This is a genomic window from Viridibacillus arenosi, from assembly GCF_001955655.1.
GTDB classification, from domain to species: domain Bacteria; phylum Bacillota; class Bacilli; order Bacillales_A; family Planococcaceae; genus Viridibacillus; species Viridibacillus arenosi.
Map to the genome: position 1 here is coordinate 428,099 of NZ_MSPW01000003.1, position 26,814 is coordinate 454,912.

Below are 26,814 nucleotides of genomic sequence, written 5' to 3' on the forward strand. Positions count from 1 at the left end.
ATTACACCTACTCCTTAACTATTTCAGCAACATAGCCTGCATTCAACCAATAACATTGCTTCGTTATCCATTGCCCATCAGGTAGTTGAATTTTATCGTTTCCATCTGCTCCTTTAGGTCGAACGTGCAATACACCATTATGATTTGTTTTAGGAAAGTTATTTTCAATCCCTTTTTTCGTTTTAGTTAATACGACACCTTCATTTAACACACGGCGGATTTCCGTCCAATAATTAAAGAGTTCAACTTCAATTGTTTCCATTGGCATATGCCAAAGTTTAATACCTTTAAAGCGCAAAATATTTTCTTTATCAAACTGAAATACTACAAATAGTAACTGCATTTCGAGAAAATAGTTTCGAATGTAACTATCTTCCCATTCTTCTTCAAGAATTTCATGAAAATCGATGTTTTTAAATGACATGCTTTGTTGTGGTCTACCATTTTGTTGCAAGCGAACTGTCTTAAACTGAATATTTGCCTTTGCAAATTCTGCAACTTTATCTAGTTTAGTTCCCTTTACTCCTAATAAAGCACTTATTAAATTCGCAACAGATGATCGATTACTAGGATTAATTTTAACTTGTAATTGATCAGCAACTTCATAGAAAGTCATACCGATATATGGAGCAAATTTTTCTTTTAACAGCTGTTCTATTGTTTTTTCTTTCAATTCATTTTTAGAAGAAAAATACGTTAATGTTTCTTTGGATATGTATTCCCGAACAATAGATGTCATATATGAACTTTTCAGTGAAAACGCTCGCTGCATAGCAAGCTCATCTGAAAAAGGCTGTTTACGTAAAGAATTTTTATTGGCTCCTTTTGTACAAGCCCCTAAATATAGCGTATCTCCTTCAGAAAGTAAGTGAGCTTTTCCTTGGCGAATCTTATCGGCGATAAACTCCCAGTCTTTTTTGATGATAATTAAATCTTCTTCAGGGAATTCATAAAGAATTGCTTCAATAATTTTATATTCACCACGTTCTAGTTCTTTTTTCCATTCATAAAACATTAACAACATTTTTTGATTTTTCTTCCAAAAACTTGATGTTTCAAATGTATAATTTACTTCTTCTATATAGTTAATAATATTTAAAACGAGACGTTCCTTAGCTGAAAGGCTTTTATCTTTGTTTTGTTTAAAAGGTGTTACTTTAAGCTCTACACCAAGTTCAGCAAAATCCGCTTCTGCTTTACTATTGATTTCATATTCAAAATAGCTTTCTTCTATTATATTACCTAATGCACCTGTGGCTCCTTTTTTTAATAAACGACCTTTTTTGTCGATTTCTCTAAAGGTAAGACCGCGGGCTTGTTGAGCTTTAATTTCTAGTTCTTCAATACTCTTATATTCCATTACTATGTCCTCTTTTCAGATAAATATCTTGTTACTCCACTTCCCATTAATCCTATTATTCACAATAAGTGGTTGATGATTCATACCTTTTCAATCATGAAACGTACTGTTTTCTATGTACAAAATATGCTTATTTATAGTAACTAGTTACTCCATTAAAGCTTTAAAAGAGCTAACTTGTTTTTATACTACTTAAATATCACCCTAAATGTTATTACATAGGTATATATTAACACATAATTGATAAGAGGATAATCATGTGAAAATCCAGGAATCAGTTTATTTGTTGTATTGAAAAGTTTAGAACTACCAAAATTATTCTAAAACAAGAAAAAAATGCCCACTGCATCTAAATGTGCCGTGAGCATTTCCTATATTAGTGAGGTAAGAATAGTAATTGGAATGCAAATAGAATAGCAAAAACATAAAGCATTGGATGTACTTCTTTCGCTTCACCTTTAACAATTTTCAAAACTGGGTAAGTGATAAAACCAAAAGCAATCCCTGTTGATATGCTTGAAGTTAACGGCATAATTAAAATGATTAAGAATGCTGGGAACGCTTCTTCAAATTTACTCCATTCAATATCTTTTACAGATCCAATCATTAATGTACCAACAATGATTAAAGTTGGAGAAGTAATAGCAGCAACACCAGAAACAGCGCCCACTAATGGACCAAAGAATGAAGCAACGATGAATAGAATAGCAACAGTTAAACTAGTTAAACCTGTACGACCACCAGCAGCAACACCAGATGAAGATTCAACAAACGCTGTTGTTGGACTTGTACCAAACATAGAACCCACAGTTGTGGCAACTGAGTCAGCTAATAACGCCTGTCGTGCACGAGGTAATTTATCGCCCTTCATCAAACCTGCTTGCTTTGCGACACCAACCATTGTACCTGTTGTATCAAAGAGTGTAACTAAAATGAATGAGAATACAACGCCATATAATCCAAATGAAAAGACTTGGCTAAATGCTTCAATTGGATTCCAGATTAAAATTCCTTCTGGTAAATGAGGAAGAGCTAACACTTTTTCAATATGTAATTGATTAGTTAGCACTGCTACAATACCAGTAACAATCATACCGATAAATAATGCACCTTTTACATTACGTACCATTAAAATAACAGTGATGAATAAACCAAACAACGTTAAGAGTACACCAGGAGAAGTTAAATCACCTAGCATCACTAAGTTACTATCACTTGCGACAACCACTTTGGCCATACGTAAGCCAAGGAATGCGATAAATAAACCAATCCCTGCAGTAATTGCATGTTTTAAATTTTGCGGGATCGTCGTTATTAGTTTTTCACGTAATGGAGTCAGAGATAAAAGAATGAAAATTATCCCTGCCACGAAAACAGCAGCAAAAGCCGTTAAATAATCAATTTTACCATCAGAGGATAATACGACCGCATAAGTGAAATATGCATTCAACCCCATACCAGGAGCAATTGCGATTGGATAATTCGCACAAAGTGCCATCCATAATGTACCTATTACAGCTGAAATAATAGTTGCCATAAATACTTGATCAAGTGGTACACCTGCATCCGATAATATTATCGGGTTTACAACAACGATATATATCATAGTAAGGAATGTAGTCATTCCTGCAATAAGTTCAGTCTTAACATTCGTACCATGTTCTTTTAAATGAAACATTAATATTCCTCCTTCTTAAACACGAACATTTTTTGCAACATTAAATATAATATTCGCTTATGAGGCGAAATGCAACCCCTTTTCTCAAAGTCATTATTCTCTAAATGTTTTGATTATATTTATATAATTTGCTATTCCAATGATTTTCTTATTATGCAATATATCTATAGAATAAATTCTTTAATGATAGGAATTAATTCTAGTTTTCGACAAAAAATCAAGAATCCCAATATTCAAATATTTGAGCGCAAAAAAACAGACACTGCTAAGAGTGTCTGTTGAATCTTTATGATATTATTTATTTCTCACGAACAAAAGCTTATACCACTGATTCACTAAAAACGGCATAATAGACAAGCTATAAATAATACCTAATTGTACCCCACTTAGTTTTGCAACTTCAAATACACCCGTAAGTGATGGAACAAATAGTACTAAATGTAAACTTATAAATCCGATTAAAAATGCTAGCCAAGTATATTTATTCGAGAATATACCGATTGTGAAGATCGATTCTTTTGACCTCGAGTTGAAGCCATGTACTAACCTTGACAAACATAATGTTGTAAATGCCATTGTGCTTGCTGTTAGGGTATCTCCCGTTGACAATCCCATTTGAAAAGCAATGATGGTTGAAATACCAATTAATAATCCTTCGAGCACCACTTGAGTAGTAAATTTTTTATTTAATAATGGAGTGTTAATATTTCTAGGCTTGTCCTTCATTGTTTTCTTATTATGTGGCTCTAAACCTATTGCAATAGCTGGTAAACTATCTGTAAGTAAGTTGATAAATAACAGATGAACAGGGGCAAATGGAACTGGTAAACCTAATACTGTTGCATATAAAACAACAAAAATAGCACCTGCATTACCCGACAATAAGAATAGAATGGCGTTTTTTATATTGGTATACATGCTTCTACCATTAGAAATAGCCTTGACAATCGTTGAAAAATTATCATCCGTTAAAATCATAGAGGATGCATCTTTTGCTACTTCGGTACCGGTTATCCCCATCGCTACACCGATATCTGCTTGTTTTAGGGCAGGGCCATCATTGACTCCATCTCCCGTCATCGCAACGACATTCCCTTTCTCCTGCCAAGCTTTAACGATACGTATCTTATGCTCTGGTGTTACTCGGGCGTAGACAGAAATATCTGGAACTTTTTCTTGTAGTTGTTGATCAGTTAACTCTTCAATTTCATATCCTTCAATCGCTTCTGAAGGATCATTTAAAATACCAATTTGTTTGGCAATAGCTGTTGCTGTTATTTTATGATCCCCTGTAATCATAACTGGTTTAATACCAGCCTTTATACAGTTTTCTACCGCCTCTTTTGACTCTTCTCTAGGAGGATCCATCATCGCCACTAATCCTAAAAAGGTTAAATCATTTTCGACTGAGGCATGAATCGTTTGATTTTTTCTAATTTCTTTGTAAGCAATCGCTAGTACCCGTAAACCATTCATGGAAAAGGAACGATTTACTTCTTCTATTTTTTTACGATGTGCTGCAGTAATATCAATGATGCCTTGAGATGTTTTGATCTTCACAATTTTAGCTAGAAGAACATCTAATGCTCCCTTGGTAATCAAGACATTTTGTTGATTAATATGATTCACTGTACTCATAAGCTTTCTGTCTGAATCAAAAGGGATTTCCGCCGTTCTTGGAAATTTATCTCTTACGATTAATTCGTCAAGATTGTATTGCTTCCCTAATTTTACTAGTGCAATTTCAGTAGGGTCTCCAATTTCTTTTTGATCTCTCTCCAAGGCATTATTACATAAGATCGCCTTTAAGATAAGATCCTTCTCGATTTCATTCTCTGTATGGAGTTGATTATGTGAAATAACTTTTTGATCAACATATACTTGTTGAACAATCATTTTATTTTGAGTGAGGGTTCCCGTTTTGTCTGAACAAATAACAGAAACACTACCTAGACTTTCAACTGCATATAACTTGCGTATAATGGCATTTTCCTTTGCCATTTTTTGTGTCCCAAAAGCCAACACAATAGTAACAATTGAACTTAATGCCTCTGGTATTGCAGCAACTGCAAGTGAAACAGCAAACATAAAAGATTCCACTATTTCACGGCCTCTAAAAAGATCGATAGTGAAAATAGCTAAACAGATTAGCGTAATACCTAATGCTAATTTTTCTCCAAATTGATCTAGACTTACTTGTAGAGGTGTTTTCTTCTCCTTTGCAGTATCTAGTAAATTGGCAATTTTCCCGATTTCTGTTTCCATTCCAATAGCTGTAACAATTACAATACCACGTCCATTAGTGACAAAGCTCCCAGTGAAAACCATATTTTTTTTATCACCAATAGTAATTTGATCATCTACAATGGGTACTGTGCTTTTCTCTACAGCCAACGATTCCCCTGTCAGCGAGCTTTCATTTATACGAAGATTATAGTTTTCTAATAATCTCCCGTCAGCACTTACATAGTCACCGGCTTCCAAATAGAGAAGATCACCAACCACAATATCTTCTGAATAAATTTCAACAATCTGATTATCTCTCATCACTTTTGCAACTGGAGAAGTCAGTTCTTTCAGATTGTCCAAAGACTTTTCTGCCTTCGCATGCTGTACAGTGCCCAGGATTGCGTTTAAAATAACTACAATCAAAATCACAATAGTACTTCCTACTTCACCTAATAGATATGAAATGAAAGCGGCAATCATTAAAATAATGACTAATAAATCTTTAAACTGTCCGAAGAAAACGGCAATTGCGCTTGTTCTTTTTCCTGCCACCAATTCATTATAGCCGTATTCTTCTTGTCTCTTTTCGACGTCATAATCACTTAACCCTTGTTTTGTTACGTCCAACATATCCATGACTTCAGTTGATGTTTGTTGATGATATTCTGACATCTGATTCACCTTCCAGTATGAAGTTATTAGACTATCATGCTAATTAAAGAAACTTTAAACTATTATCCTATTTAACTTAGAGGCTCGCAAAACTTGAATAAATCAATTTATTGTGAAAAACAGAATAGAAATTAGTTAGTTTAAAAACGGCGGGACTATGTGTCAGTAGTTAACGAATGTATAACCTGTCAGTACAAATTTGTATGCTAGTGTTACTTAAAAAATCTGTATCGTTTGTAGTAGCCCTATCTATATTCAGTAGAAAAAACTCTAGATTTCAACCCCTTTCCCCCTTTTGGAATGCCCATTCTTAAACAGTTAGTAAATTCAATTACATATATCCCCTGGAAATAGAATTTAATGAAATGCATGTCAATTTTGTTCTCTATCTTCTCAACCTCAATAATATTTTTACTTTAACAATACTATTCCTATTTACTTTCCAGTATGATAATAATCGATATAGAAATTAATTTAATTGTAAAATATAAAATAGATTCACCTTTATTTTGTACTTAGTAACTTGCTCGTTCTATCCAACATAAAGCAAATGAACGCCATCTTGAAAATTAGCGGAATTTCGAAGTCGAAGTAGTGGTACACTTGTATGGACATTAATAATATCAACTTTTCAATTGGCTATTTTATTCAAAACATCATACCTAGTGGAAGAGTAGAAACATTCGATAAGAGCCGATTATCGTTCATTAGCTTCTAATCTACCTACTGCAAAATTGCGTATTTCTTTGGGCAGTCACGTATAATTGAATCAAAAAAATCCTAAAGTGACACATTTAAACGTGAGAAAACCTCACCAACATACAATTTGGTGAGGTTTTTTACTATATGTCCCTTGTCAGTTGCATTCTAACTCCAACATTAGACATTCGCCCTGCTCTTCAATTTCTTTCCGATTTAAACAATCCATTTGATAACTTATCAATTTAACTAATCTGTTGACGTTGTTATTGGCAAGGTGACAATGATGGTCGTTCCTCTGCCCAGTTCACTTTCCACTCGAATGTCCCCTTGATGAAGCGATACAATTTGTTTAACTATGGCAAGTCCCATACCGCTACCGCCATACTTACGACAATGAGAACGATCGGCCTTAAAAAACCGCTCGAACATACGCTTCTGATCCGCGAGTGAAATACCAATGCCAGTGTCGGTTATTCGTACCATCACGTTTTTGTTATCTTGGTCGATGCTGACATTAATAACTCCACCATCCTCGGAAAATTTGATGCTATTGCCGAGTATATTCGTCCATACTTGATTTAATTGATCATAATCAGCCATTAGACGAACGGCTTTTAAATTGAGCTCGAAATGAATGTTACGAGCGAACCATTGTGGCTGGATCGCAACGATGACTCTTCTAATCTGTTCATCAAGGTTAAACGTGACCAACTGCAGTTGCTGTGACTGTGATTCAAGTAAACTCAGCTTGAGCAGGCTATCACTCATCTTAGACATCCGATCTGCTTCAGCGATGATAATATCGAGATAACGGCTTCTCTCGTTATCTGTGAGTTCTACTTGCTTGAGCGCTAAAGCATAACCGGATATCGAGGTAAGCGGCGATTGAACTTCATGCGACACGTTCGATACGAAATCCCTACGCATCTGCTCCAGTTGATGTAGATCATGAGTCATTTCTTCGAAACTGCGAGCTAAAGTACCAAGCTCACCCTTTTGTTTAATATTCAGCTTAACGTTGAAATCTCCAACTGCTATACGCCTGGTTGCTTGCGTCAGCTTTTTAATCGGCATTATTAGAAACATGGCTGCGACTAGAATTAATAAGCTTCCTGCAATCAACGAATAAGTCAAAAAAGTTAGTGCCCACTTTCTAGTGAATTCGGTGGAAGGTGGTGCTAGCGGCTCTACAAACATTGCTTTCGTTCCCATTTCCGTTTTCAGCGGTAACCCTAAGAAAAAACTAGCAACACCATTCGGATTGACTTGAACAACTTTTCCATCAAGTACTTCCTTTAGTTGTTCATTAGTTACAGTCACCGGATTGTGTCCGTTAAGCGATCCATATGACTGGAATTGACCCGTTTCATCATAAATTCGAATATGATATGAATCAAGTTGCTTCATTCCACTTACGAATGACTCCGCTTCACGTAACGGAAGTGTTTCATAAATCCGGACAATGTCCTGACCAAAGTGAAGTAAAGGGAATTTTAAGTTTTCGTTCAATTTATCTTTAAATACCCAAGTTGACATAAAAAAAGCAATGATAGTGCCACCGATTACGGAGACCAGAAATGTCAATACAACACGTGTATATAAGGATTTGGTCATTTGTCCACCTCAAGCCTGTATCCAAGTCCACGCACAGTTTCGATACGAAAATCTGTTGTAGTAGAGAACCGTTCACGCAAACGTTTAATATGTACGTCTATCGTTCGATCATCCCCAGCGTAATCGATCCCCCAAATCTGATCTATCAACTGCGCGCGAGTATAGACTTGCCCCGGTGTTCCAGCGAGCTTATACAGCAATTCGAACTCCTTGAGTGGTAAAGTAAGCGAATCTGCCCCACTCATCACCTTAAATGTCTGTCGATCAAGGATGATGTTCCCAAACTGGATCGTCTGTGTGGAGCCAATGCGGTATCGTTTCAATAGTGCCTTAACACGAGCCGTCAACTCCAACGGATCGAATGGTTTCGTCAAATAATCATCTGTTCCAAGTTCGAATCCTTTCACTTTCTCCCATGTTTCACCTCTCGCAGTGAGCATAAGTAAAGGAAGATCCGGATTGGCTCTTCGAAGATCCTTGCATAACGTCCAACCATCCATAATCGGCATCATAATATCAAGTACTACAAGATCCACATGCTTCGAGGCGTAGACAGTCAGTGCTTCCTTACCATCCACAGCTTCAAGTGTTTCGAATCCATCGTTGCGTAAAAATAAACAAACGAGTTCGCGAATAACCGCATCGTCGTCAGCAACCAGTATAGTAGGCATCCGTTCCCTCTTTTCCATCTCATATTGAAGTAACTATTATACTATAATTAAAATTGATTTACTCCTATTCTCCCTTTATTTGCGAGAGTAAATAGAAGTCCCTTACTTAAGGATAAATTATTAGACTTTAGCAATCAGGTATAAGAATATTATGATTTTCAAATGCTGCCTTCTATGCATTTGAAATATACAATTGTTTTTTCATCTTCCCCCTCATCCTTTACATCCATAATAATTTTTGCTCACCTAAGCAAATAGTATGGTCAATTCATATACTACTCTTCTATAAGGTACATTCTAAATCAAAAAAACCAATCTCTAAAAGTAGAAACTATTACATCTATACTTTTAGTTGTAGTAAATACTAAAACTCTTTAGATAGATAAATTAGGCTTCGATTTTTTCTTTTGCCCAACATTTATCGTGCCATCAAAATCATCTCCAGTTATAGAAATTGCAAAACAGCAATCGTCCATTATAAACGATCATTAGATGACGAATTCAAATTGATTTCATAAATAGAATAAGAAGAATTTCAAGTACAATAAACAAATAATCCCACTGGATAAGTATCCAGCGGGATTTTCTTGTCATTAAATGCTAAACAACTGTTTGACTATATATCAAGTACCGCAATACGTACGGTATGGTACTGTTGATGTAGGTACCTTGGCATATTCTGTTTGTTCTGCTGAATACTCATAAGGATTTGAAAGCACAGTCAAAAGTTGCTTCATCACACTATAGTCACCTTGCTTCACTGCTGCTTCTAGTGCAGCTTCAACCCGATGGTTTCGTGGGATTACCGCCGGATTACTATCCCGCATCAACTGATTCGATAATGCTTGAGATTGCTGTTGTCGGCTTAGCCTAGCTTGCCAGAGTTCATACCACTGAGAGAATTCTTGAGTCCCATAAAGGGCAGTTTCATCCATAGCATCTAAAGTTAAAGCGCGAAAAGTATTAGTATAATCTACACGATACTTCTTCATCATACTTAAGAGTCCGTTAATAAGAGCTTCATCTTCGGCCTCTTCATTAAATATCCCAAGCTTAGCTCTCATTCCTTCGAGCCAATTGGTTTGATACAACTCATTAAAACCTGATAGCTGATCTTGGGCCAATTCGATAGCCTGCTCCAGATTATCATGCAGTAAAGGCAATAGGGTTTCAGCAAATCGCGCAAGATTCCAACCCGCTAGAAACGGCTGATTGCCATAAGAGTAGCGCCCTTGAGTATCAATGGAACTGAATACTGTTTCTGGATCATAGACATCCATAAAAGCACAAGGACCAAAATCAATGGTTTCACCACTAATGGACATGTTATCTGTGTTCATCACTCCATGAATAAAACCAACGAGTTGCCATTTGGCAATAAGCTTTGCTTGATGTTCAATCACTTCTTGAAGAAGAGAAAGATATTTGTCTTCATTAGCTTCAATATTAGGAAAATGACGCTCAATTGTATAATCAGCAAGAGTCTGGAGTTCCTCTATTGTGCCGAAGTTTGCAGCATATTGAAAGGTTCCGACACGTATATGACTAGCTGCCACACGAGTCAATACAGCACCCGGTAGTTCCGTTTCGCGTAAAACAGGTTCACCTGTTGTTACTACTGCAAGACTACGGGTAGTAGGTATTTCAAAGGCATGCATTGCTTCGCTAATGATATATTCTCGTAGCATTGGTCCTAGTGTTGCACGACCATCACCCCCGCGGGAGTATGGTGTTCTACCTGAACCTTTAAGCTGAATATCAATTCGCTTACCATTTGGTGAAATGTGCTCACCTAACAGTATTGCTCGGCCATCTCCCAGCATATTAAAATGGCCGAATTGATGCCCTGCATAAGCTTGAGCAAGTGGCGAAGCGCCTTCAGGAATCTGATTTCCTGCAAATATTTCAATACCGTCTTCTTTTTGTAATTCTTGAACGTTTAAACCCAAAGATGTTGCCAACTCACTATTAAAAATTATCAACTCCGGCGAAATGGCCGGGGTTGGATTGATGCTTGAAAAAAATGACTTTGGCAAACGGCTATAGCTATTGTCAAAGTTCCAACCTACTTCATTATTTTTTGTCATAGTTTCTCCTTTTGGTCTTTATATATACTTTCTCTTAAATGAAGTAATAACGAAAAACACTTTATATTTTTTCGTTATCTTCTTTCTATAAAAACACAATGCATTTCTTTTAATGTTTACTTCTGCTTATTAATTATACCGTTTGCACAGTTTTAAGTGTTTTTTATTTTCAGTGTTGCGGAATTTAAGAGCCATCTATCTTCACTTCAACTCCAATGGGTTAGACAATGCTCATAAATTTATATAACTTTAGAATTACCTCATATTATGAATTGTCATGATTATTAGTATTATTGAAATAAAATATAATATCGGTGCCTGGTTCCCTTATATATTAGTAAGTATACTTAAACATGACAACGTTAAGAAAAAGCCTAATACATACAGAAGGAGATTCCCCTCATTCCTTACAATGGATAGAATCGTGCCTAGTAATAGAAATGGATATGCTAAGAGTGGTAGTAAATTAAGCAACATTTCGTTTTTCATAATGAAATCATTGATCATTTCTATAATTATGAGAAGAAAACCAATATTGAAACTTGCCAATTTTACTTTATAAGTTAAATTCTTCAGAATAGAGGTGTGTTGTCCAGTCCACTCTCCAAATAATGCTTTAATTGATATTCGATCTTCTTTACTATGTAATTTTGGATAAATAGGCTGTAAAAAAGGAGCCTTACCTTCTATTGATTCATACCCCCATGCTATTTCATTTCCATCAATGCATTCTTTTGTTACACCTTGTGAATATTCTAGGTTATCAATGTATTTCGGATCTAATAATCTTTCCGGGTCAATAGAAAATGCTAATCTTTTCCCTTCGTGATCGCCAAAATATCTTTTCTTATTTGGGAAAACTCCATAATGTATAGCTGATGATATATTTATAAATGGGTGTAAATACATTTTCATCCTCCCCATACTCGGATCAACTGGAATCCATCCTTCATTTTCAATATAAATTTCACTCCATGCATGAGGTGAAAATTTCTTAAGTATCCAAGTTCCATATAACATTCTTGCTGGAATCTCGATAGCTCTACAATACGAACAGAAGATTGCACCAAACTCTCCGCAGTCACCCTTCTTCCTTTCTTTAAAAACTGCAACCCCTCTTCCAGAAAGATGTGAGGAGTACTTGTATGTTTTTATAATATATAGAAATAATTTTTCAGCCTTTTCAATATCTGTACTTACTCCTTCTACAATCCTTTGTGCTTCTTTTTTTATCTCTTCACTTACAGGTATTAGATTTGTAGAACGCAAAAAGAACTCCTTTTCTTCTTTTGTTATGTTAGATGTATAAGTTTTATCTCTTCTGCTACCTTGATAATCAATTGTTATTTCTAATTTTTGACCTGGCTCTAACTTGTAATACCATAGATTATTCAAAAAGGAATGCTCAGAAATTTTTTCTGGTATAAGATTAGGTTTTGTCACGATATATTGTTGTGTGGAAGATTCTTTTGGTTCTGAAAACCATACTTCAACATTTCCCTTAGTAATATTTTCGTACTGATATTTCATTTTAAAATTTTGCTTCCTCATACATCACACCCCTATACTTTTTGTTTTAAAGATAACTATTAATCAACACATATTTTCAATTCACTCGATCGCCTTCACTCAAATCCATATTATAACATTTTTGTAATTTCAGTTAATTATTTACCTTTTATTAAAAAATCCCCTTAAGTCAATAAAGACTTAAGAGGAAATTTCTGTTTTAGAGTAAATGAACAATTGTTTGAAATGCAAAATACACGCTAATAATTGTTAATACAGTAGCAACAATATTCTCTACCTTACTTCCAGTTCGAGTTGTAAACGGTAATCGCACTGTGATTTTTAGTGGAAAGAATAACTTAATACCATTTTTTGTAGCCATATCAAGCAGATAATGGCTGACCATTCCAAGTAATACGCCTGCTGTGATTGATTCATTCGAAATATATGTATTCATAACAACGAACATTAATAATAAAAATAGTAAACTATGCGTGAACGATCGATGCCCAAATATCTTATTGACGACTTTTGATGTGATACGGAACGTCCGTCCTATTTTACTGCCACTGTGGCAAATATCTGGTATCAATGCTCCTATTACACTTGAACCAACGAGTATTAATGGATCGTAATTTGAAATTTGTGCAAAAGCAAGACCTGCTGTAATGCCGCCTAAGATGTGAGTATTTCCTGTCATGCTTGTAATTCTCCTTAATTCTATTAATATGTGTGCCCTTTTACATTACACTAATCGTAGTCATAATTATATATATAATAGTGTTTTTTTGATAAACAAACAAATGTTTTGTGTTATTTTACCTAAGTTCATCATCTCCTAATAAGAATCATATTCTTTGAATCAACGCTAGCATAGCTATAATTTAGTGAAAATAGTAAGCCCTACAATAAAAATGCACCCTAAATGTTATTTTTGTATAACAATTAGGGTGCATTTCTATATTAAGTTGTCTTTACTTCTTCCATAAGCTTATCTATTACATCTTATTATCTCTAAAATACAATTTAACTTATTAAAATTACCTCGAATTATCAGAAATAATAATAGGTTTATCTATGTATTACTTAGCAACTTGAAAACATGCAGTTATATCAACAACCTCTACTTCACCGCATTTACTTTTATGCAACTATATTCTTTAGGTATATAGAATTTATTGTAAACTAATGGATAATCCTCATGAATAAAAATACTCTCTAATAATAAATCACAGTCTTCTCCACCATCTACTTTATGTTTCTGTGAAGAAGAATTAACAGAAGCTGAACGCTTTATGTCAATCGTAGATCTATTTGCAAGCTTATAAATTCTAGTTTCAAGCATTTCTAATAATTGATCATTATCTTGTAAATCTAAATTCAATTCAGCTACTGCTTCAATTGCGATATTCGTAAAGGCATAGGCAACAACTTCCCCTGCACTTTTATACCACCTCTCAAACGCAACAACGGCGGCGGACTTCCTACATAATACTTGCTGGGTATATTCACTATCCAAATCAATTCTGAAACTCATCTCAACATCATCTATTTGTTTCGTATGAGATTTATACAGAGGATTCCCTATTTTTTCTATACCTATTTTTTCATTATTTATTGCTATCTTCGTAATAAAATTCCCTTTTCCATGTACCCTTTTCACCAGTCCATCATCTTGTAAAAGGGAAAGGGACTGTCTTAATGTCATTCTACTAACTCCGAACATTTTTGCTAATTCAGGTTCTGCCGGTAATTTGCTATCTAACATAAACGTTCCATTCATGATGAGTTTATATAATTCATCATACACAGTTATATACAATGGTTTTTTTCTTTCTTCCATATTTGCAATTTTGAATTCCATCTTCACACACCTATACTATTTTTAGATTATGGATCCTCATCAATTTATTTCATTAATATGTATTATAAAGTTAGTAAATCATTACATCTATTTCATAAAAAATGTGTCACAGCTTATTATCTGTGACACATTTACCTGAACTAACTTCCGTTAATTAGTTTTTTCTAATTTACTTAATAGAGTCACAAACAATCCTAAACTAACAAACGCAATAATTGAAAGAACAATTAGGATAGTTGAAATTTCTACTTTATCAAGCATCGCTGCAGTGTATGTGATACCGATAGAAGCAGCCACATTCAATGTTAAATTGTAGAAACCGATTGCTGTTCCCGATTTATCTTTTGGTATTGTTCTAATACATGTTTCAAGCATAGGTGCATACATGAAAGCAAATGAACCTGAGAATAGCATCATAGAAATAACAAAAATGACAACAGTGCTTCCAACAAATAAGCCTGGAATTAACAAGCTTGCAGCAATACCAATAAGTGCAATAGAGATTGCCTGTTTACTGCTTAAATATTTTGCAATTTTCCCAGAAAGCATACCAACGATTATTGCTGTAATGTACCCAGGGATTAATAATAATGAGATAACATCTAGTTTTAAGCCATATACTCCTTCAAGAATAAATGGGAAAGTGAAAATATAGCCTAATTGAACTGTATAAATGACAAATGCAACTGATAAAGTTCTAATGAAATTCTTATTTTTAAAGAAAGAGATATCAATTAGAGCTTTAGGGCTTTTGCTTATATACACTAAGAATAACGTCATAGCAATGATAAAACCAATTAGATACAGCCAATTAAAGTTTGAAATAAAGAGAATAACCGATGTAGCAATTGCTGCAATCAAAAATAAACCAATTACATCAACATAGCTTTTTGTAGACTTTTCTTTCGGTAGATATTTCATGATAAATGGAACAAGAGCTATTGTTACTAAAGGAATTATAAATAGAGTTGTCCAATGTAAATATGTTGAAACATATCCACCTGTTACAGAACCAATTACAAGTGACAGAGAATAACTACTTGTACTAAACCCTAAAAACTTTTTTTGCTCTGCTTTTGGCAAATGCTTTGTAACGTAAATCACATATAATGTTTCAGCAGATGCTAAACCAGCTGTTTGAATAATTCTCGAAAAAAGAATCATCGCATACGAATCTTTAAAAACGTAACCCATCACAGAACCAGCACAAATCATAATAACACCAGCAATTAAAAGCGTTCTGATATTGATTGAATCAGCTAAGGAAGCGTATACAACCGCTCCAATACCAATTACAAGACCTGCAAGAGTAGCTTGCCAACTAACAGTTGTTACTGAAATTCCAAGGTCATCTGCTATTGCTACTGAAACTAATTTAAACGAATTATCAATAGTCAATGCGAATACAAAGAAAAGTAAAATTATAGGTACTGCCTTTTTTACATTATGGTTTTGTGATGCTGATGATTTTTCACTAATTGCGACCATTTTATGGCTCCCTGTCTTAAGAAAATTTAATTTAATCTACTATTTAATATAATATTCAAGACATGGAATCTACTTCGAAATTGTGAAGCAGTTAAATACTCTTTAACTGTTTCCTCTAACTCACACTCGTTATATTCCACTTAAATAATTATTAAGCTAGCTCTAATGCAATTTCCATCATTTTTGTAAACGCTGTTTGTCTTTCTAATTGCGTTGTTTGCTCATGTTTGAAGATATGATCACTAATTGTTAAGATACAAAGAGCATTTACACCTGCTTGCGCAGCATTCATGTAAAGTGCAGCTGACTCCATTTCTGCGCATAAAATGCCCATTTTACTCCATCTTTCCAATGCTGTAGGATCAGCATTATAGAAGACATCACTAGCAAGAACATTCCCTACACGAACAGGAGATCCTTTTTCATCAGCGACCTTCTTAGCTTTCTCAAGTAACTCATATGATGCAGTAATTGAATAATGACCTGGTAAATTAAATTGGTGTGCGTAATTAGAATCTGTCGCAGATCCCATTGCAAATACGATATCATACAAGTTCAAATCATCTTGAATTGAACCTGCTGATCCAATACGGATTAAGTTTTTAACGCCGAACACGTTGATTAATTCCCATGAATAGATTCCCATGCTAGCTGTTCCCATACCTGTACCCATTACTGAGATTTTTTTCCCTTTAAAAGTACCTGTATATCCAAGCATGCCACGCACTTCATTGAACTGTACTACATCTTCTAAATAAGTTTCCGCAATAAATTTAGCTCGTAATGGATCACCTGGTAATAGAATTGTCTCTGCAATTTCTACTCCATTAGGCTTAATGTGTGGTGTTTCTTTGTGATTTGTACTCATCAAATAAGTCTCCTTTGTAATTGTTTTATAAAGTCGTTTATACATTAAAGTACTCTATTTCTTTAGAAATCTGAATGCGCTTACTTTTCAAGAAAAAATAGACAACTTATATATCTAACGAACAACTTGTATAATAAGTTGTCTAATTGATATTATATAAAAATACCACATATTCATTTCTTTTTTCAATATATTTTTTACATTTAACATTTTAATATTAAAAGATTTTCGGTTTTTATACTAGATTTGATTGAAACACCTAATTTATAAAGAAATAGACTAGTTCTTCTTAAAAAATATATAAGCACCTTCAACTAATGGCACTTAGTTTTTTGACCCTGTTTCAACAATATGAAAAAAGGGCTGCCAAATAAGTCCAACTACAACTTACTGACACCCCTTTTTATATGATTTACTCTTTTTCATATTTCTAATAACTATCTACCTAATTCACTTTATTCACATAAATAGTCATACTATTCAAAAGTTGAATATTCGTAGATCTTAGCTCAAACCTATCAACTTTCCTAAAGCAAAACATTTATGAAAACATCATTATATTACAATAAATATTGTATTTTTTCACTGTTGTTATTAATAAATCTTCTAATGTACTCTCCATAGCATATTATTTTCTTTTTATTTTTGAACCGTATTTTTTATATCCTCGAAAACCGTTCATAAACATCATTCAACGTCTTACAACCCAATTGTTGAATTTCCGCTACATATAAGCTCCACAGTTCTGCAGTTAACTTTGCATCTCCTAATGCATGATGACGATTCACCACTGAAATACCATTTTGTTCACATAAATCCTCTAGTTTCACATTTTTTGATTTTGGTTCAACAATTTTATATAGGAAGGAAGTATCTACAATCCGGTGCTTGAAAGGTGTGCGAAATAACTTTGAGCTAGCATGTTGCATAAAATTGCGTTCATGATTAGCGTGATGTGCCACAAGCGTACAATCTCCTTTAAATTGAAGAAAATGGATGAGAACTTCGGATAAACTTGGCGCTTCTATTAATTGCTCATTTGTGATACCAGTTAGCTGAATAATTTCCTGGGGAATGTTCCGATCAAAATGAACAAGCGAGTAAAATGCCTCTTCTTCCTTAATAATTTCCCCACTCATTTTTATTGCACCAATCGAAAGTATTCCGTCTCCTTTTTCAGGAGAGAAGCCTGTTGTTTCAATATCAAAAACTACTACATTTAGTTCGTGTAAGGGCGTATTTAATGCTTTATCTTGATTCACCTCTTTTTGCAAATGCCTTAAATAAGCCATTTGCTGTGAGTTTTGAATATCACCTATTCTACCAGTGTTTCTTTTCCCTTGAATTCCTCTTAATAGTTGAATAAACGGTTCAAAAACCATTGTTAACACCCTTTTTCGATAAGTGCTATCACATAATCATGCAGCTTCTTACCATCTTTTAGAATTCTTTTTATTTCTTTGCGTTGTTCTTTTTGAAGACTTTCGATATGCAAGTAATGTGTATCTGTATAGGATTCCACTTGAAATAATGTCAGGCGATATCTTAATAGCATTAAGAAATTGTCTTCACAATCCTTTATTGCCTTTGAATATTCTTTTGTTTCCTTCAAGCATTTCATTCTATCTAATGTAGAAGTGTCATAAATTCCTTCTTTTATAGACAATACTCGAATGGCATTCACATAAGGTAAAAATGCTGCATATTTTAGATTCACACTACCTTGGTACATACCATGTTGTTCTACTAAAATTTGACCAAGTGGACCAATGACATTCTTTACATGTGTGACGTTCGCCATAAAACGCTTTAACACGGTCTGATTTTTTAATTGATATTGGTAAATAACCATTTTCAACTCTTTTACATACGATTTTTTTCCTATTAGAACCCTTGCATCATAAAATATTTGCAAGTAACGAATGGCATCCCAGCTTTCATCATCCATCCATTTTAGAAGCTGTTCTTTCCATTCATGCATCGACTTACGCCAAAGTGGATTTGAGCTCATGACATTACCTTGACAATATGGATAACCAACGATGTAGAGACCATAAGATACTTCTTCACCGAGTTTCTTAAAATAAGTATCATTATCTACATTCGATATTTCATATATCAATCCATGATCTTGGTCACTGATAACTCCTTGCTCAAACCTGCCGCCACTCCCTGTTATAAACCATGAGAATTCACAGGGGGGGCTACCCTTCTTCACGCGACTGATAGCTAAATCAAATACTTTGCACATTACTTGATCATGAAACTTATTGAGAGAAACAGAATCAGCTAGGTAGGCGGTAATATTTTTATCCCTCCATTCCTTTATAGATTCATATGTTTCAACATCTGTTTCCACAGCAACACTTCCCTTTTTACACCAAAAGCCCCTTAAAAGGGGCTTTTGACATATTAACGTTACTTAGTTTCTACTACTGGACATAAGTTCGACTCTTCTAACAACATTTGCTCAGGATAGCCGTAGTTACCATGTTCACTCATATCAAGTCCCATGATTTCCTCTTCCTCGCTAACACGAATACCACCCATCACTTTTTTCATGATATATAAGATGACAAATGATACAGCAAATGCATAAGCACCCGATGTTGCAACCCCCATTATCTGTACACCTAACTGTTCAAAACCACCGCCATAAAGTAAGCCCGGTTTACCGACTGTCGCAAGTTCAGGTGTAGCAAAGAGACCTGTTGATAATGTACCCCATATACCTGCTGTTCCGTGTACGGATAATGCGAAGATTGGATCATCAATTTTTTTCTTTTCAAAAAATCTAGTACTATAGAATACTATGACACCAGCTACAAACCCAATGACTACAGATGCCCAAACATCTACGAACGCACATGATGCTGTAATTGCTACTAAACCTGCTAGTGCACCATTTAAAATTGTTGTAATATCAGGTTTACCTAACACTACCCACGAAATTAGAGTCGCTGCCACCGCACCAGCTGCTGCAGCAAGATTGGTATTTAAAGCAACAAATCCGAAGAAAGCACCATCAACTGAAACAGTACTACCCGCATTAAATCCAAACCAACCAACCCACAGGATTAATACAGCTAAAGCAGTATAAACTTGGTTATGACCGGCAAGATTATTCGCTGAACCATCCTTATTATATTTCCCAATTCTTGGTTTCAGCAAGATAGTCGCTGCAAGAGCTGCCATTGCACCCGTTAAATGTACAACTGTTGATCCTGCAAAATCTTGTTTTCCATGCTCAGCTAGCCAGCCACCACCCCAAATCCAGTGTGCAATTACGGGATAAACTAATACTCCAAATAGAATAGTGAAGATGACGTATGCTGAAAACTTCGCACGCTCTGCAAATCCACCCAGTGCGATTGTAACTGATATACCTGCAAATGCTAGTTGGAAGACGAAAAATACAGTTGTAGCAAGTCCTGAATCTTTAACTAATTCTCCTGAATAGAAGAAATCCGACATACCGACAAAGAAATTTGTGTCACTACCAAAGATAAACCCATAGCCTAATGCCCAGAAAACTAATGATGCTAAACCAAAAGTAAAGACTGTTTTCCCTGCTACGTGACCTGCGTTTTTCATTCTTGTAGAACCAGCCTCAAGTAAGATAAATCCACCAATCATAAAGATTACTAAAATTGCTCCTAGCATCGTCCACAGGCTGTTCATCAAATACATAACATCCATCCTCAAACTCCCCTTTTCACCATGTTAGTTTTCTTATTATTTATATGTAATAAAAATTAACATGTTATTTATATCCTTTATTTTACCTCGTTTTCACTCCTTGTCAACAGAATTTTCAGAATAAAATGAAAATATGTTATAAAAACTCACATGAAAAGGATTTCATTATCGCTAAAAAAACACTTGTATCCATATTCATTAGAAAATAAAAAGAATTCATTTTGAAAAAGCATGTTCAAAATGAATTCTTTCAAAAAGTCTATGTATTTTTAAGCGTTACAGGACTTATCCAATTGAAAATCCCTTCAATAAAAGAGCCACGTTGGAAATCTCTATAATTTTTAATCGCAACAATTTATCTATTCAAATGGAATTCCTATTAAAATCATAATTCTTTTTCTTCACTACGAATAATCGGAATAGCTGCAAGAACATTTTCTATTATAAAAGTACGTTTAGCACGCTTAACAAAGCAATAAGCTTGAAAATTATCTGATGATATTTTAATGATCTTCACACGTCGTTTCGTTATGTCTCCACTGCTCGACATATAAATCATGTTCACCAATTGATTACGCTGCATTGCTTTCAATAATTGCTCTTTAACATTGTCCACTCCTTTTTATCCATCATAAAGAACATTCGTTCTTACTCAGATTAAAAAATAACTAAGCGACCAAATTAACGGTTACCTAGTTTTAAGTGTAGTATCAAAGTTAAAGAGTTATGAAAGTTAACATTAAAAATGAACTGATCTTAGTCTAAACGTTTGATTATTTTTTTAGTAGCTCTTCTTCAACTAAAGCACCCATAAATTGATAAAGATAAAACATTACTGTTTTTATGGTTTTTTATCTATAACTTTTATAAAAACCAACCTTCAAATCCTGTATTAACAATTCGAAATACAGCGTTTTATATTTAGATTCCTAAAATAAATCTGATTTTTTCAACACCATCTTTCGAGTAAATTAATTTTTATAGTTTTTTACTCAGTATTTCTCCAGGTAAACTGCCAATTTCGCAAATCCTCTCAGAGACAAATCCTTGTTTAATTAATATTTTCCTTGAAGCAATATTATCTGGGTCAATAATGGCTTTTAGTTTCTTTAATTCTGATTTTATAGCTTTTTCAATCAATACTTTCGCTATTTCACTTCCATATCCTTTACCCCAATACTCTGGCTTTATCATATAGCCAATTTCAGCTACTTCGTCGTTTTCTTCATCCAAAGTTAAATGTCCAAGTCCGATAAATTCATTGATTGAACTATCGTAGACTTTGTATGAGCCAGAATGTTCATATTTTTCATTTCGTTTTAATAACTTTTGAAAATTGGATTGAGCCTCTTCAAAAGGAATAGCGTACTCGGTAATTTGTGCCATAACTTTCTCATTAGAAACAAGACTGAAATAATCACTAAAATCAACCTCTTGAAATTTCAGTAAATTTAGATTGTGCATTGTATTCCTCCTAAACTCCCCTTTTGTTTAATAACATTTCTTATTTTTATAGTAACTTAAATCGGAAAAATTCGGTACTTTTTCGTTTGGTAACTTCTCTCGATTTTAAACAACTTAATCATCTCAGCATGTATAAATTTTAATTTAAATTCAAACTTTCTAATATACGCTTTCTAAAGTACTGTTCTCGTTTTTCCTCTCCACTTGTAGTAATTAAATTTGCTTGCCCATCCTTAAACTGCATGAAAGGATATTCATCTTTTTCATCACAAGGTATCCATTCAGATAAACTTTCCCTATTTGGATTTCCTGTTTTAATGAAGTTAGACCAATAATCTGTAATGACATCCATCATCCCCCAGTCTAGTTTTCTCCATTCTCTATGAGCTCTCCCTGGCTTTAGAGAACCCATTGTAAACCATAAATCCCCAGAGTGATAGGCTCCATAAAACTCTTCATTTTTACCTGGAGCTACATGGGCAAAGGAATAAACAAAAGGTTTTTTGGCCACTTGGTTCAGCCCAGCGGATAATAACAATCTCTGTAAGCCATCATCACTGAAGGCACGTAAGAAAGAAGCATAACTTTCTTCTTTTGTTGAAGTTGAGTAAAGAGACAGGATGTCCTCTCCATGCATTGCTTTAAGTTTTGTAACTAATATCTCATTTGAGGCTGGGCTTTCTGTAGAATTAACTGCCATCAAGGATGTCATTTCATCTGTAGTTCCACCCATAATAATATCAATACCTTCAATATTTCTAGGATTCATAAGGTCAATAGACTCTTCAGTGAACACATAACCATCTAGTACCGTTCCTTGTATTCTGGCAGCTAAGTCTTCTAGAATAGTTGCGGACGGCATTACACCCTTTTCTTCAATATTTTTAGCAAATGGCGGTTTTAGGAATTCCTCCATTTCCATTTCTCGAAGTTCCTTCAATGTAACATCACGACCAAACGATTCACGGATAGCTTCTTTTGAAAGAGTGGCAGCTTCTTCTACTGTAGGAAATGGTTTTCCTGCTCCAAAAGCTTCTCCCATAGCGCCTGGATCATTTAGGAATCCAGTTAATCCACTTTGAATGATAGCGCGTTGGAAAAGACCTTTTGCAAGTGGTGAACGTAGAAGATTCATAACCTGCATAGCACCTGCAGATTGACCTCCAATAGTGACTTTATTTTTAGCTCCACCAAAGGCTTCGATATTTTCTTGAACCCATTTTAATGCAAAGATATTATCATGTACAGCGTAGTTACCACACGCACCGTGCTCATTTTCTTTACACAGTTCAGGTAACGTCAACCATCCAAGGAAACCTAATCGATATTGAACTAATACAACGATTACACCTTTTGCAGCTAGTTTGGTTGCATCAAATTTAATATCAGAAGCACTCCCATAATTACCTGCACCACCATGAATCCAAACATATACAGGTAACTTTCTTCCTTCTTGTACTTCTGGTTGATAAATATTTACTACTAGACCGTTTTCACTTACTGGTGGTCTATATTCTGAAGCATAGTTAAATTCACTAAACCAAAATGCTCCTTGGCAATTTGGATCTGGATTTTGCAGAAAACGATCTCCATAATGGTCACAACCTCTTACACCCTCCCAAGATTTTGGAGGCTGAGGAGCACGAAATCTATTTTCTTTCCCCGTGTCTGCACCAATCGGTATCCCTTTAAACACAGTTACACCTTGCGTATCGGATGGTATTCCGATTACTTTTCCATAGCGTGTTTGGATAACTTCACCGTTCATTCAAATTCCTCCAATTTATCTACTATTATCATTTATTGAAAAATGATACAAAGTTTTAAATGAATCTGGATAGACCAATATAAACATATAGACTGTTTTTTTCATTATCATTTTCCCATTACCCGAGTCATGACATCTTTAAACAGTAAATCTACCTATATATTAATTAGATAAGCTATTTTTTTGTAATAATGCTTATCAAAGTACCAAAAGCCATTTTTATCTCCTCACTCATTACTGAAAAGAGATCTCGTAGCAAAAATTAGATAATTGAAAGATGACAACAATCAGCCTTTAGGAATCATCAGTCAATATACAAACAACCAGAAGGACATTGTGTTTTCGTGACATTTTGAGGTGATATAGGGCATACCTTCTTAACGGGAGGGATTATTTGTTAAAAAGGATATTGATAATTGCTGGAATACTTATAGTAGGAATAGCTTCATTTAGCCTGTTAAATCGGCCTTTAGAAGTTGATACTTCTATATCAACTAAAGAGAAACAAGAACCTTTAGCTACTAAAGAAGAAGTTCTAAATATAACTACATTGAAAAGAGTAAGTGAAAAACTTCATGAAAAATACGAGGGCTTTGTTGTAAAAATGACTTCAAAGAAAGAATTGGTGATACAAGTTGAAGCGAATGAAGAATATTTTAAATCCGTTAAAAAGGATATGGGGTCCATTGCAAAAAGTATAATTAAATCCTCAACACTAAAAGACTATACAGTTGTTGTAGAGAGGCTGGATCTATCTATCATTACAGAAGAAGTTAAAAATAGACAGAAAGAACTTAGCCTTTTAACATCGACTTTAATGGAAGGACTTAAAGATTACGACATAATTGAAAATATAAATACGGATTATCAAAAATCCATTACCATTCATACATCCATAAAGACTTTAGATAAAGATACATATAAGTTTACTATGGGACTTGAAGAGAAAATAAATGAAATCTTACATTCTAAAAAACTGAACTCAGTATCTCATATTGACTCATATGAAATAAAAATTTTAAATAACAAAGGGAAAGTAGTAAATTAGTCAGCTTATAAGGCTAAACAACATTAGCATCTCTACTTATGGGACTTTTCACAAAAGCAGATATTCGCCAAGCCTACCTGATTTAAGTGAAGTGACAATTAATCACATGGTAAATAACCTTAAGGGTAGCTCATTTTGGTAGACGGATGTCTAGCTCCTCTGGTGAAGGTGACTAGAAGATCCCATTGCAAATGAACCCACAACCGCTGCACCTTTTATATGGCTTTGTTATTCAGACCATTCCTTAAAATTCTTCAACAATAAGTAAGTCTTCGTTTTAATTTCCAATAGTAATACCTCCTTGAAGCTTTTAAAGATTTTGTATCATTATTCTTCAACTAAACTGCCCAGTTGTTTTATGTACATTTCTTTACAATCTTTATAGTGCCATTAACATAAGTATCCAATAAAAAACTCATCTCACCTCTAAGAAATCTATAGAGGTGAGATGAGTTTAATCAATCTTTTTTACAAAGCTACATTTACACTATTAATTTTTTAAACGACATTACCAAGAACCATTTCTTGTAGTCCATTTAAACCACGATTTCCGATTACAACTAAATCTACTTTGCTGTCATATACAATTCTCATAAAAAGTTTGAACACATTTATCTCAAATTAAACTAAAGCACCTCGTTAGTTTGAGAAATTTGTCGTCTATTATTCTTGAGTTTCTACATCACTTTTATATTCTAATATATCTCCTGGCTGACATTCTAAAGCCTTACAAATCGCATCTAAAGTTGATAATCGAATCGCTTTTGCCTTTCCATTTTTCAATATAGAAAGATTAGCCATCGTTATTCCAACTCTCTCGGAAAGTTCTGTGACACTCATTTTCCGTTTCGCTAACATGACGTCAATATTGATTATTATTGCCATTTTATTCACCTCAGACCGTTAAATCATTTTCAGATTTTAAAACAATCGCATCTTTTAAAAGCTTTTCAAGAACAGCAGCAAATACTGCAATTACAAGCGAAGCAAAAATAACAACCATTCCGATTACTATGATACCTGGGGCGTCGTCCATTTCCGCTATGAAATAAAAGAGTGGCATGCCTACCACATACAGAGTTGTAATTATAATTGCACAAAATTTTATATTTTTTAAAGTTCTTATAGATAGTTCCGAGAAAGCTTTGCTCTTATCAATATAGATTAAAAGTTTAAAAGCTTGATATAGAGCAAAGTAAAAAGGTATCGCCGTTAGGTAAAAATAGATTATTACAAGATATTTAATATAAGTAATATTTGGAAACAATTCTGCTGCAAACTTCGCGATCTCAGGCACTAAAAAGATGCACAAAGCAAGAATCGGAATTCCAATAAGAACAACAGCTACCTTTAAAAAGAGCGTTGATACTTGTTTCATAAAAAGCACCTCACTTATTTATTATAAATATTATCTTATCACCGAATTTATCGTTTTACAATAAATATATATCGATTTTTTTATTCATTTATTGTTATAATAATACCTTTTTAACCCCAGACAAAATAGAAGCATTCCTCATTACAAAGAAATGATCCATAACTTTATAACCTTTAATTAACATTGATACACACCCCATTCGATTTCTCTACAGATTCTAGAATAATTCTTCATTTACAAAATTACTTCTTCGCCTCCAAAAAAGTCCCTGCTCGTTCAACCTAACCATCTCCGTTAGTACAATATGTTCCAAACAAAAACGGTAATCCTTCTTTCCGCTCCAATATATTACAATAAAAAAGAGCGCCTAATCCCTTTTGTATCAAGGGATTAAGTACATTTTAAATATTATAATTTTAGAGTTAATTGATATTTTTCGAACAATGTAATTTTGTTGGATACTTACTCTTTTTTTCTAATTGTTGTTCTTTTTTAACTCAAAGGAAACATGAATTATTGATTCATCATTTAATCCTGGCATCCATCTATTTTCGAACAATTAGTTTCTCAAAACTATAATATGATTAGTATTAATGGCATCAGCCCTCACAAGCTTCGTCATTGCTTTGCAGCGGACTTTATTCGCATTGTTGGAGACATTCTCCTTCTTCGTGATCAACTCGATCATAATGATAAAACGACTTCTCTATAAACC

Annotated in this window: 20 protein-coding genes; 1 reads left to right on the plus strand and 19 read right to left on the minus strand. The window is 34.2% G+C overall.

The annotated features are described in order from the left end of the window. Positions 1-7: 7 nt before the first annotated feature. The 17 genes from BK137_RS08660 to BK137_RS08740 form a co-directional block, all read right to left on the minus strand. Complete coding sequence (locus BK137_RS08660) at positions 8-1,360, minus strand: Sau3AI family type II restriction endonuclease (RefSeq protein ID WP_038181147.1); 1,353 nt, start codon at positions 1,358-1,360, stop codon at positions 8-10. Positions 1,361-1,736: 376 nt separating this feature from the next. Next, positions 1,737-3,038, minus strand: coding sequence for an NCS2 family permease (locus tag BK137_RS08665; RefSeq protein ID WP_038181144.1), 1,302 nt, complete (start codon positions 3,036-3,038; stop codon positions 1,737-1,739). A 294-nt stretch (positions 3,039-3,332) separates the two neighbouring features. Continuing rightward, positions 3,333-5,939, minus strand: coding sequence for a cation-translocating P-type ATPase (locus BK137_RS08670; RefSeq protein WP_038181142.1), 2,607 nt, complete (start codon positions 5,937-5,939; stop codon positions 3,333-3,335). A 948-nt stretch (positions 5,940-6,887) separates the two neighbouring features. Next, positions 6,888-8,255, minus strand: coding sequence for a sensor histidine kinase (locus tag BK137_RS08675; protein WP_038181139.1), 1,368 nt, complete (start codon positions 8,253-8,255; stop codon positions 6,888-6,890). Then, a complete protein-coding gene (locus tag BK137_RS08680) occupies positions 8,252-8,926 on the minus strand; it encodes a response regulator transcription factor (protein ID WP_038181137.1) in 675 nt (224 codons plus the stop codon). Before BK137_RS08680 ends, BK137_RS08675 begins: the two co-directional genes overlap by 4 nt. Positions 8,927-9,549: 623 nt before the next feature. Then, complete coding sequence (locus BK137_RS08685; RefSeq protein ID WP_038181134.1) at positions 9,550-11,013, minus strand: protein adenylyltransferase SelO; 1,464 nt, start codon at positions 11,011-11,013, stop codon at positions 9,550-9,552. 327 nt (positions 11,014-11,340) lie between these two features. Next, positions 11,341-12,564 (minus strand): transglutaminase-like domain-containing protein, encoded by a 1,224-nt coding sequence (locus BK137_RS08690; RefSeq protein WP_038181131.1) that lies wholly within the window; start codon positions 12,562-12,564, stop codon positions 11,341-11,343. A 178-nt stretch (positions 12,565-12,742) separates the two neighbouring features. Continuing rightward, complete coding sequence (locus tag BK137_RS08695; RefSeq protein ID WP_038181128.1) at positions 12,743-13,222, minus strand: metal-dependent hydrolase; 480 nt, start codon at positions 13,220-13,222, stop codon at positions 12,743-12,745. 423 nt (positions 13,223-13,645) lie between these two features. Then, on the minus strand, positions 13,646-14,386 hold the full coding sequence (locus BK137_RS08700; RefSeq protein WP_038181124.1) for a GntR family transcriptional regulator: 741 nt from the start codon (positions 14,384-14,386) through the stop codon (positions 13,646-13,648). A 150-nt stretch (positions 14,387-14,536) separates the two neighbouring features. Further along, a complete protein-coding gene (locus BK137_RS08705; protein ID WP_038181121.1) occupies positions 14,537-15,874 on the minus strand; it encodes an MFS transporter in 1,338 nt (445 codons plus the stop codon). A gap of 151 nt (positions 15,875-16,025) precedes the next feature. Next, entirely contained in the window at positions 16,026-16,742 is a 717-nt protein-coding gene (gene deoD / locus BK137_RS08710; RefSeq protein WP_038181119.1) for a purine-nucleoside phosphorylase, read from the minus strand. A gap of 659 nt (positions 16,743-17,401) precedes the next feature. Next, complete coding sequence (locus tag BK137_RS08715) at positions 17,402-18,124, minus strand: exonuclease domain-containing protein (RefSeq protein ID WP_038181116.1); 723 nt, start codon at positions 18,122-18,124, stop codon at positions 17,402-17,404. 2 nt (positions 18,125-18,126) lie between these two features. Next, on the minus strand, positions 18,127-19,101 hold the full coding sequence (locus BK137_RS08720) for a DUF294 nucleotidyltransferase-like domain-containing protein (protein ID WP_038181113.1): 975 nt from the start codon (positions 19,099-19,101) through the stop codon (positions 18,127-18,129). 59 nt (positions 19,102-19,160) lie between these two features. Further along, positions 19,161-20,441, minus strand: coding sequence for an ammonium transporter (locus BK137_RS08725; RefSeq protein WP_038181111.1), 1,281 nt, complete (start codon positions 20,439-20,441; stop codon positions 19,161-19,163). A 385-nt stretch (positions 20,442-20,826) separates the two neighbouring features. After that, the gene (locus tag BK137_RS08730) at positions 20,827-21,057 is read right to left on the minus strand and encodes a WYL domain-containing protein (protein WP_327192112.1); all 231 of its coding nucleotides are present in this window, start codon (positions 21,055-21,057) and stop codon (positions 20,827-20,829) included. 362 nt (positions 21,058-21,419) lie between these two features. Continuing rightward, a complete protein-coding gene (locus BK137_RS08735) occupies positions 21,420-21,905 on the minus strand; it encodes a GNAT family N-acetyltransferase (protein WP_038181109.1) in 486 nt (161 codons plus the stop codon). A gap of 139 nt (positions 21,906-22,044) precedes the next feature. Further along, positions 22,045-23,673: a carboxylesterase/lipase family protein gene (locus BK137_RS08740; RefSeq protein ID WP_051448607.1), complete on the minus strand. Its 1,629-nt coding sequence runs from the start codon at positions 23,671-23,673 to the stop codon at positions 22,045-22,047. A 394-nt stretch (positions 23,674-24,067) separates the two neighbouring features. Between BK137_RS08740 and BK137_RS08745 the strand changes: the two genes are divergently transcribed. Further along, the gene (locus BK137_RS08745; protein ID WP_038181087.1) at positions 24,068-24,721 is read left to right on the plus strand and encodes a hypothetical protein; all 654 of its coding nucleotides are present in this window, start codon (positions 24,068-24,070) and stop codon (positions 24,719-24,721) included. Positions 24,722-25,384: 663 nt separating this feature from the next. Here the strand turns inward: BK137_RS08745 and BK137_RS08750 are convergent. Together BK137_RS08750 and BK137_RS08755 are read right to left on the minus strand one after the other, a co-directional pair. After that, positions 25,385-25,606: a helix-turn-helix domain-containing protein gene (locus tag BK137_RS08750; RefSeq protein ID WP_038181085.1), complete on the minus strand. Its 222-nt coding sequence runs from the start codon at positions 25,604-25,606 to the stop codon at positions 25,385-25,387. A gap of 10 nt (positions 25,607-25,616) precedes the next feature. Continuing rightward, complete coding sequence (locus BK137_RS08755) at positions 25,617-26,099, minus strand: DUF2975 domain-containing protein (RefSeq protein ID WP_038181081.1); 483 nt, start codon at positions 26,097-26,099, stop codon at positions 25,617-25,619. Positions 26,100-26,814: the final 715 nt, after the last annotated feature.

Bases quoted from the DNA above. Each gene is read 5' to 3' on its own strand.
- BK137_RS08660 (WP_038181147.1), bottom strand. From the start codon at position 1,360: ATGGAATATAAGAGTATTGAAGAACTAGAAATTAAAGCTCAACAAGCC.
- BK137_RS08665 (WP_038181144.1), bottom strand. From the start codon at position 3,038: ATGTTTCATTTAAAAGAACATGGTACGAATGTTAAGACTGAACTTATT.
- BK137_RS08670 (WP_038181142.1), bottom strand. From the start codon at position 5,939: ATGTCAGAATATCATCAACAAACATCAACTGAAGTCATGGATATGTTG.
- BK137_RS08675 (WP_038181139.1), bottom strand. From the start codon at position 8,255: ATGACCAAATCCTTATATACACGTGTTGTATTGACATTTCTGGTCTCC.
- BK137_RS08680 (WP_038181137.1), bottom strand. From the start codon at position 8,926: ATGCCTACTATACTGGTTGCTGACGACGATGCGGTTATTCGCGAACTC.
- BK137_RS08685 (WP_038181134.1), bottom strand. From the start codon at position 11,013: ATGACAAAAAATAATGAAGTAGGTTGGAACTTTGACAATAGCTATAGC.
- BK137_RS08690 (WP_038181131.1), bottom strand. From the start codon at position 12,564: ATGAGGAAGCAAAATTTTAAAATGAAATATCAGTACGAAAATATTACT.
- BK137_RS08695 (WP_038181128.1), bottom strand. From the start codon at position 13,222: ATGACAGGAAATACTCACATCTTAGGCGGCATTACAGCAGGTCTTGCT.
- BK137_RS08700 (WP_038181124.1), bottom strand. From the start codon at position 14,386: ATGGAATTCAAAATTGCAAATATGGAAGAAAGAAAAAAACCATTGTAT.
- BK137_RS08705 (WP_038181121.1), bottom strand. From the start codon at position 15,874: ATGGTCGCAATTAGTGAAAAATCATCAGCATCACAAAACCATAATGTA.
- deoD (WP_038181119.1), bottom strand. From the start codon at position 16,742: ATGAGTACAAATCACAAAGAAACACCACACATTAAGCCTAATGGAGTA.
- BK137_RS08715 (WP_038181116.1), bottom strand. From the start codon at position 18,124: ATGGTTTTTGAACCGTTTATTCAACTATTAAGAGGAATTCAAGGGAAA.
- BK137_RS08725 (WP_038181111.1), bottom strand. From the start codon at position 20,441: ATGGATGTTATGTATTTGATGAACAGCCTGTGGACGATGCTAGGAGCA.
- BK137_RS08735 (WP_038181109.1), bottom strand. From the start codon at position 21,905: ATGCACAATCTAAATTTACTGAAATTTCAAGAGGTTGATTTTAGTGAT.
- BK137_RS08740 (WP_051448607.1), bottom strand. From the start codon at position 23,673: ATGAACGGTGAAGTTATCCAAACACGCTATGGAAAAGTAATCGGAATA.
- BK137_RS08750 (WP_038181085.1), bottom strand. From the start codon at position 25,606: ATGGCAATAATAATCAATATTGACGTCATGTTAGCGAAACGGAAAATG.
- BK137_RS08755 (WP_038181081.1), bottom strand. From the start codon at position 26,099: ATGAAACAAGTATCAACGCTCTTTTTAAAGGTAGCTGTTGTTCTTATT.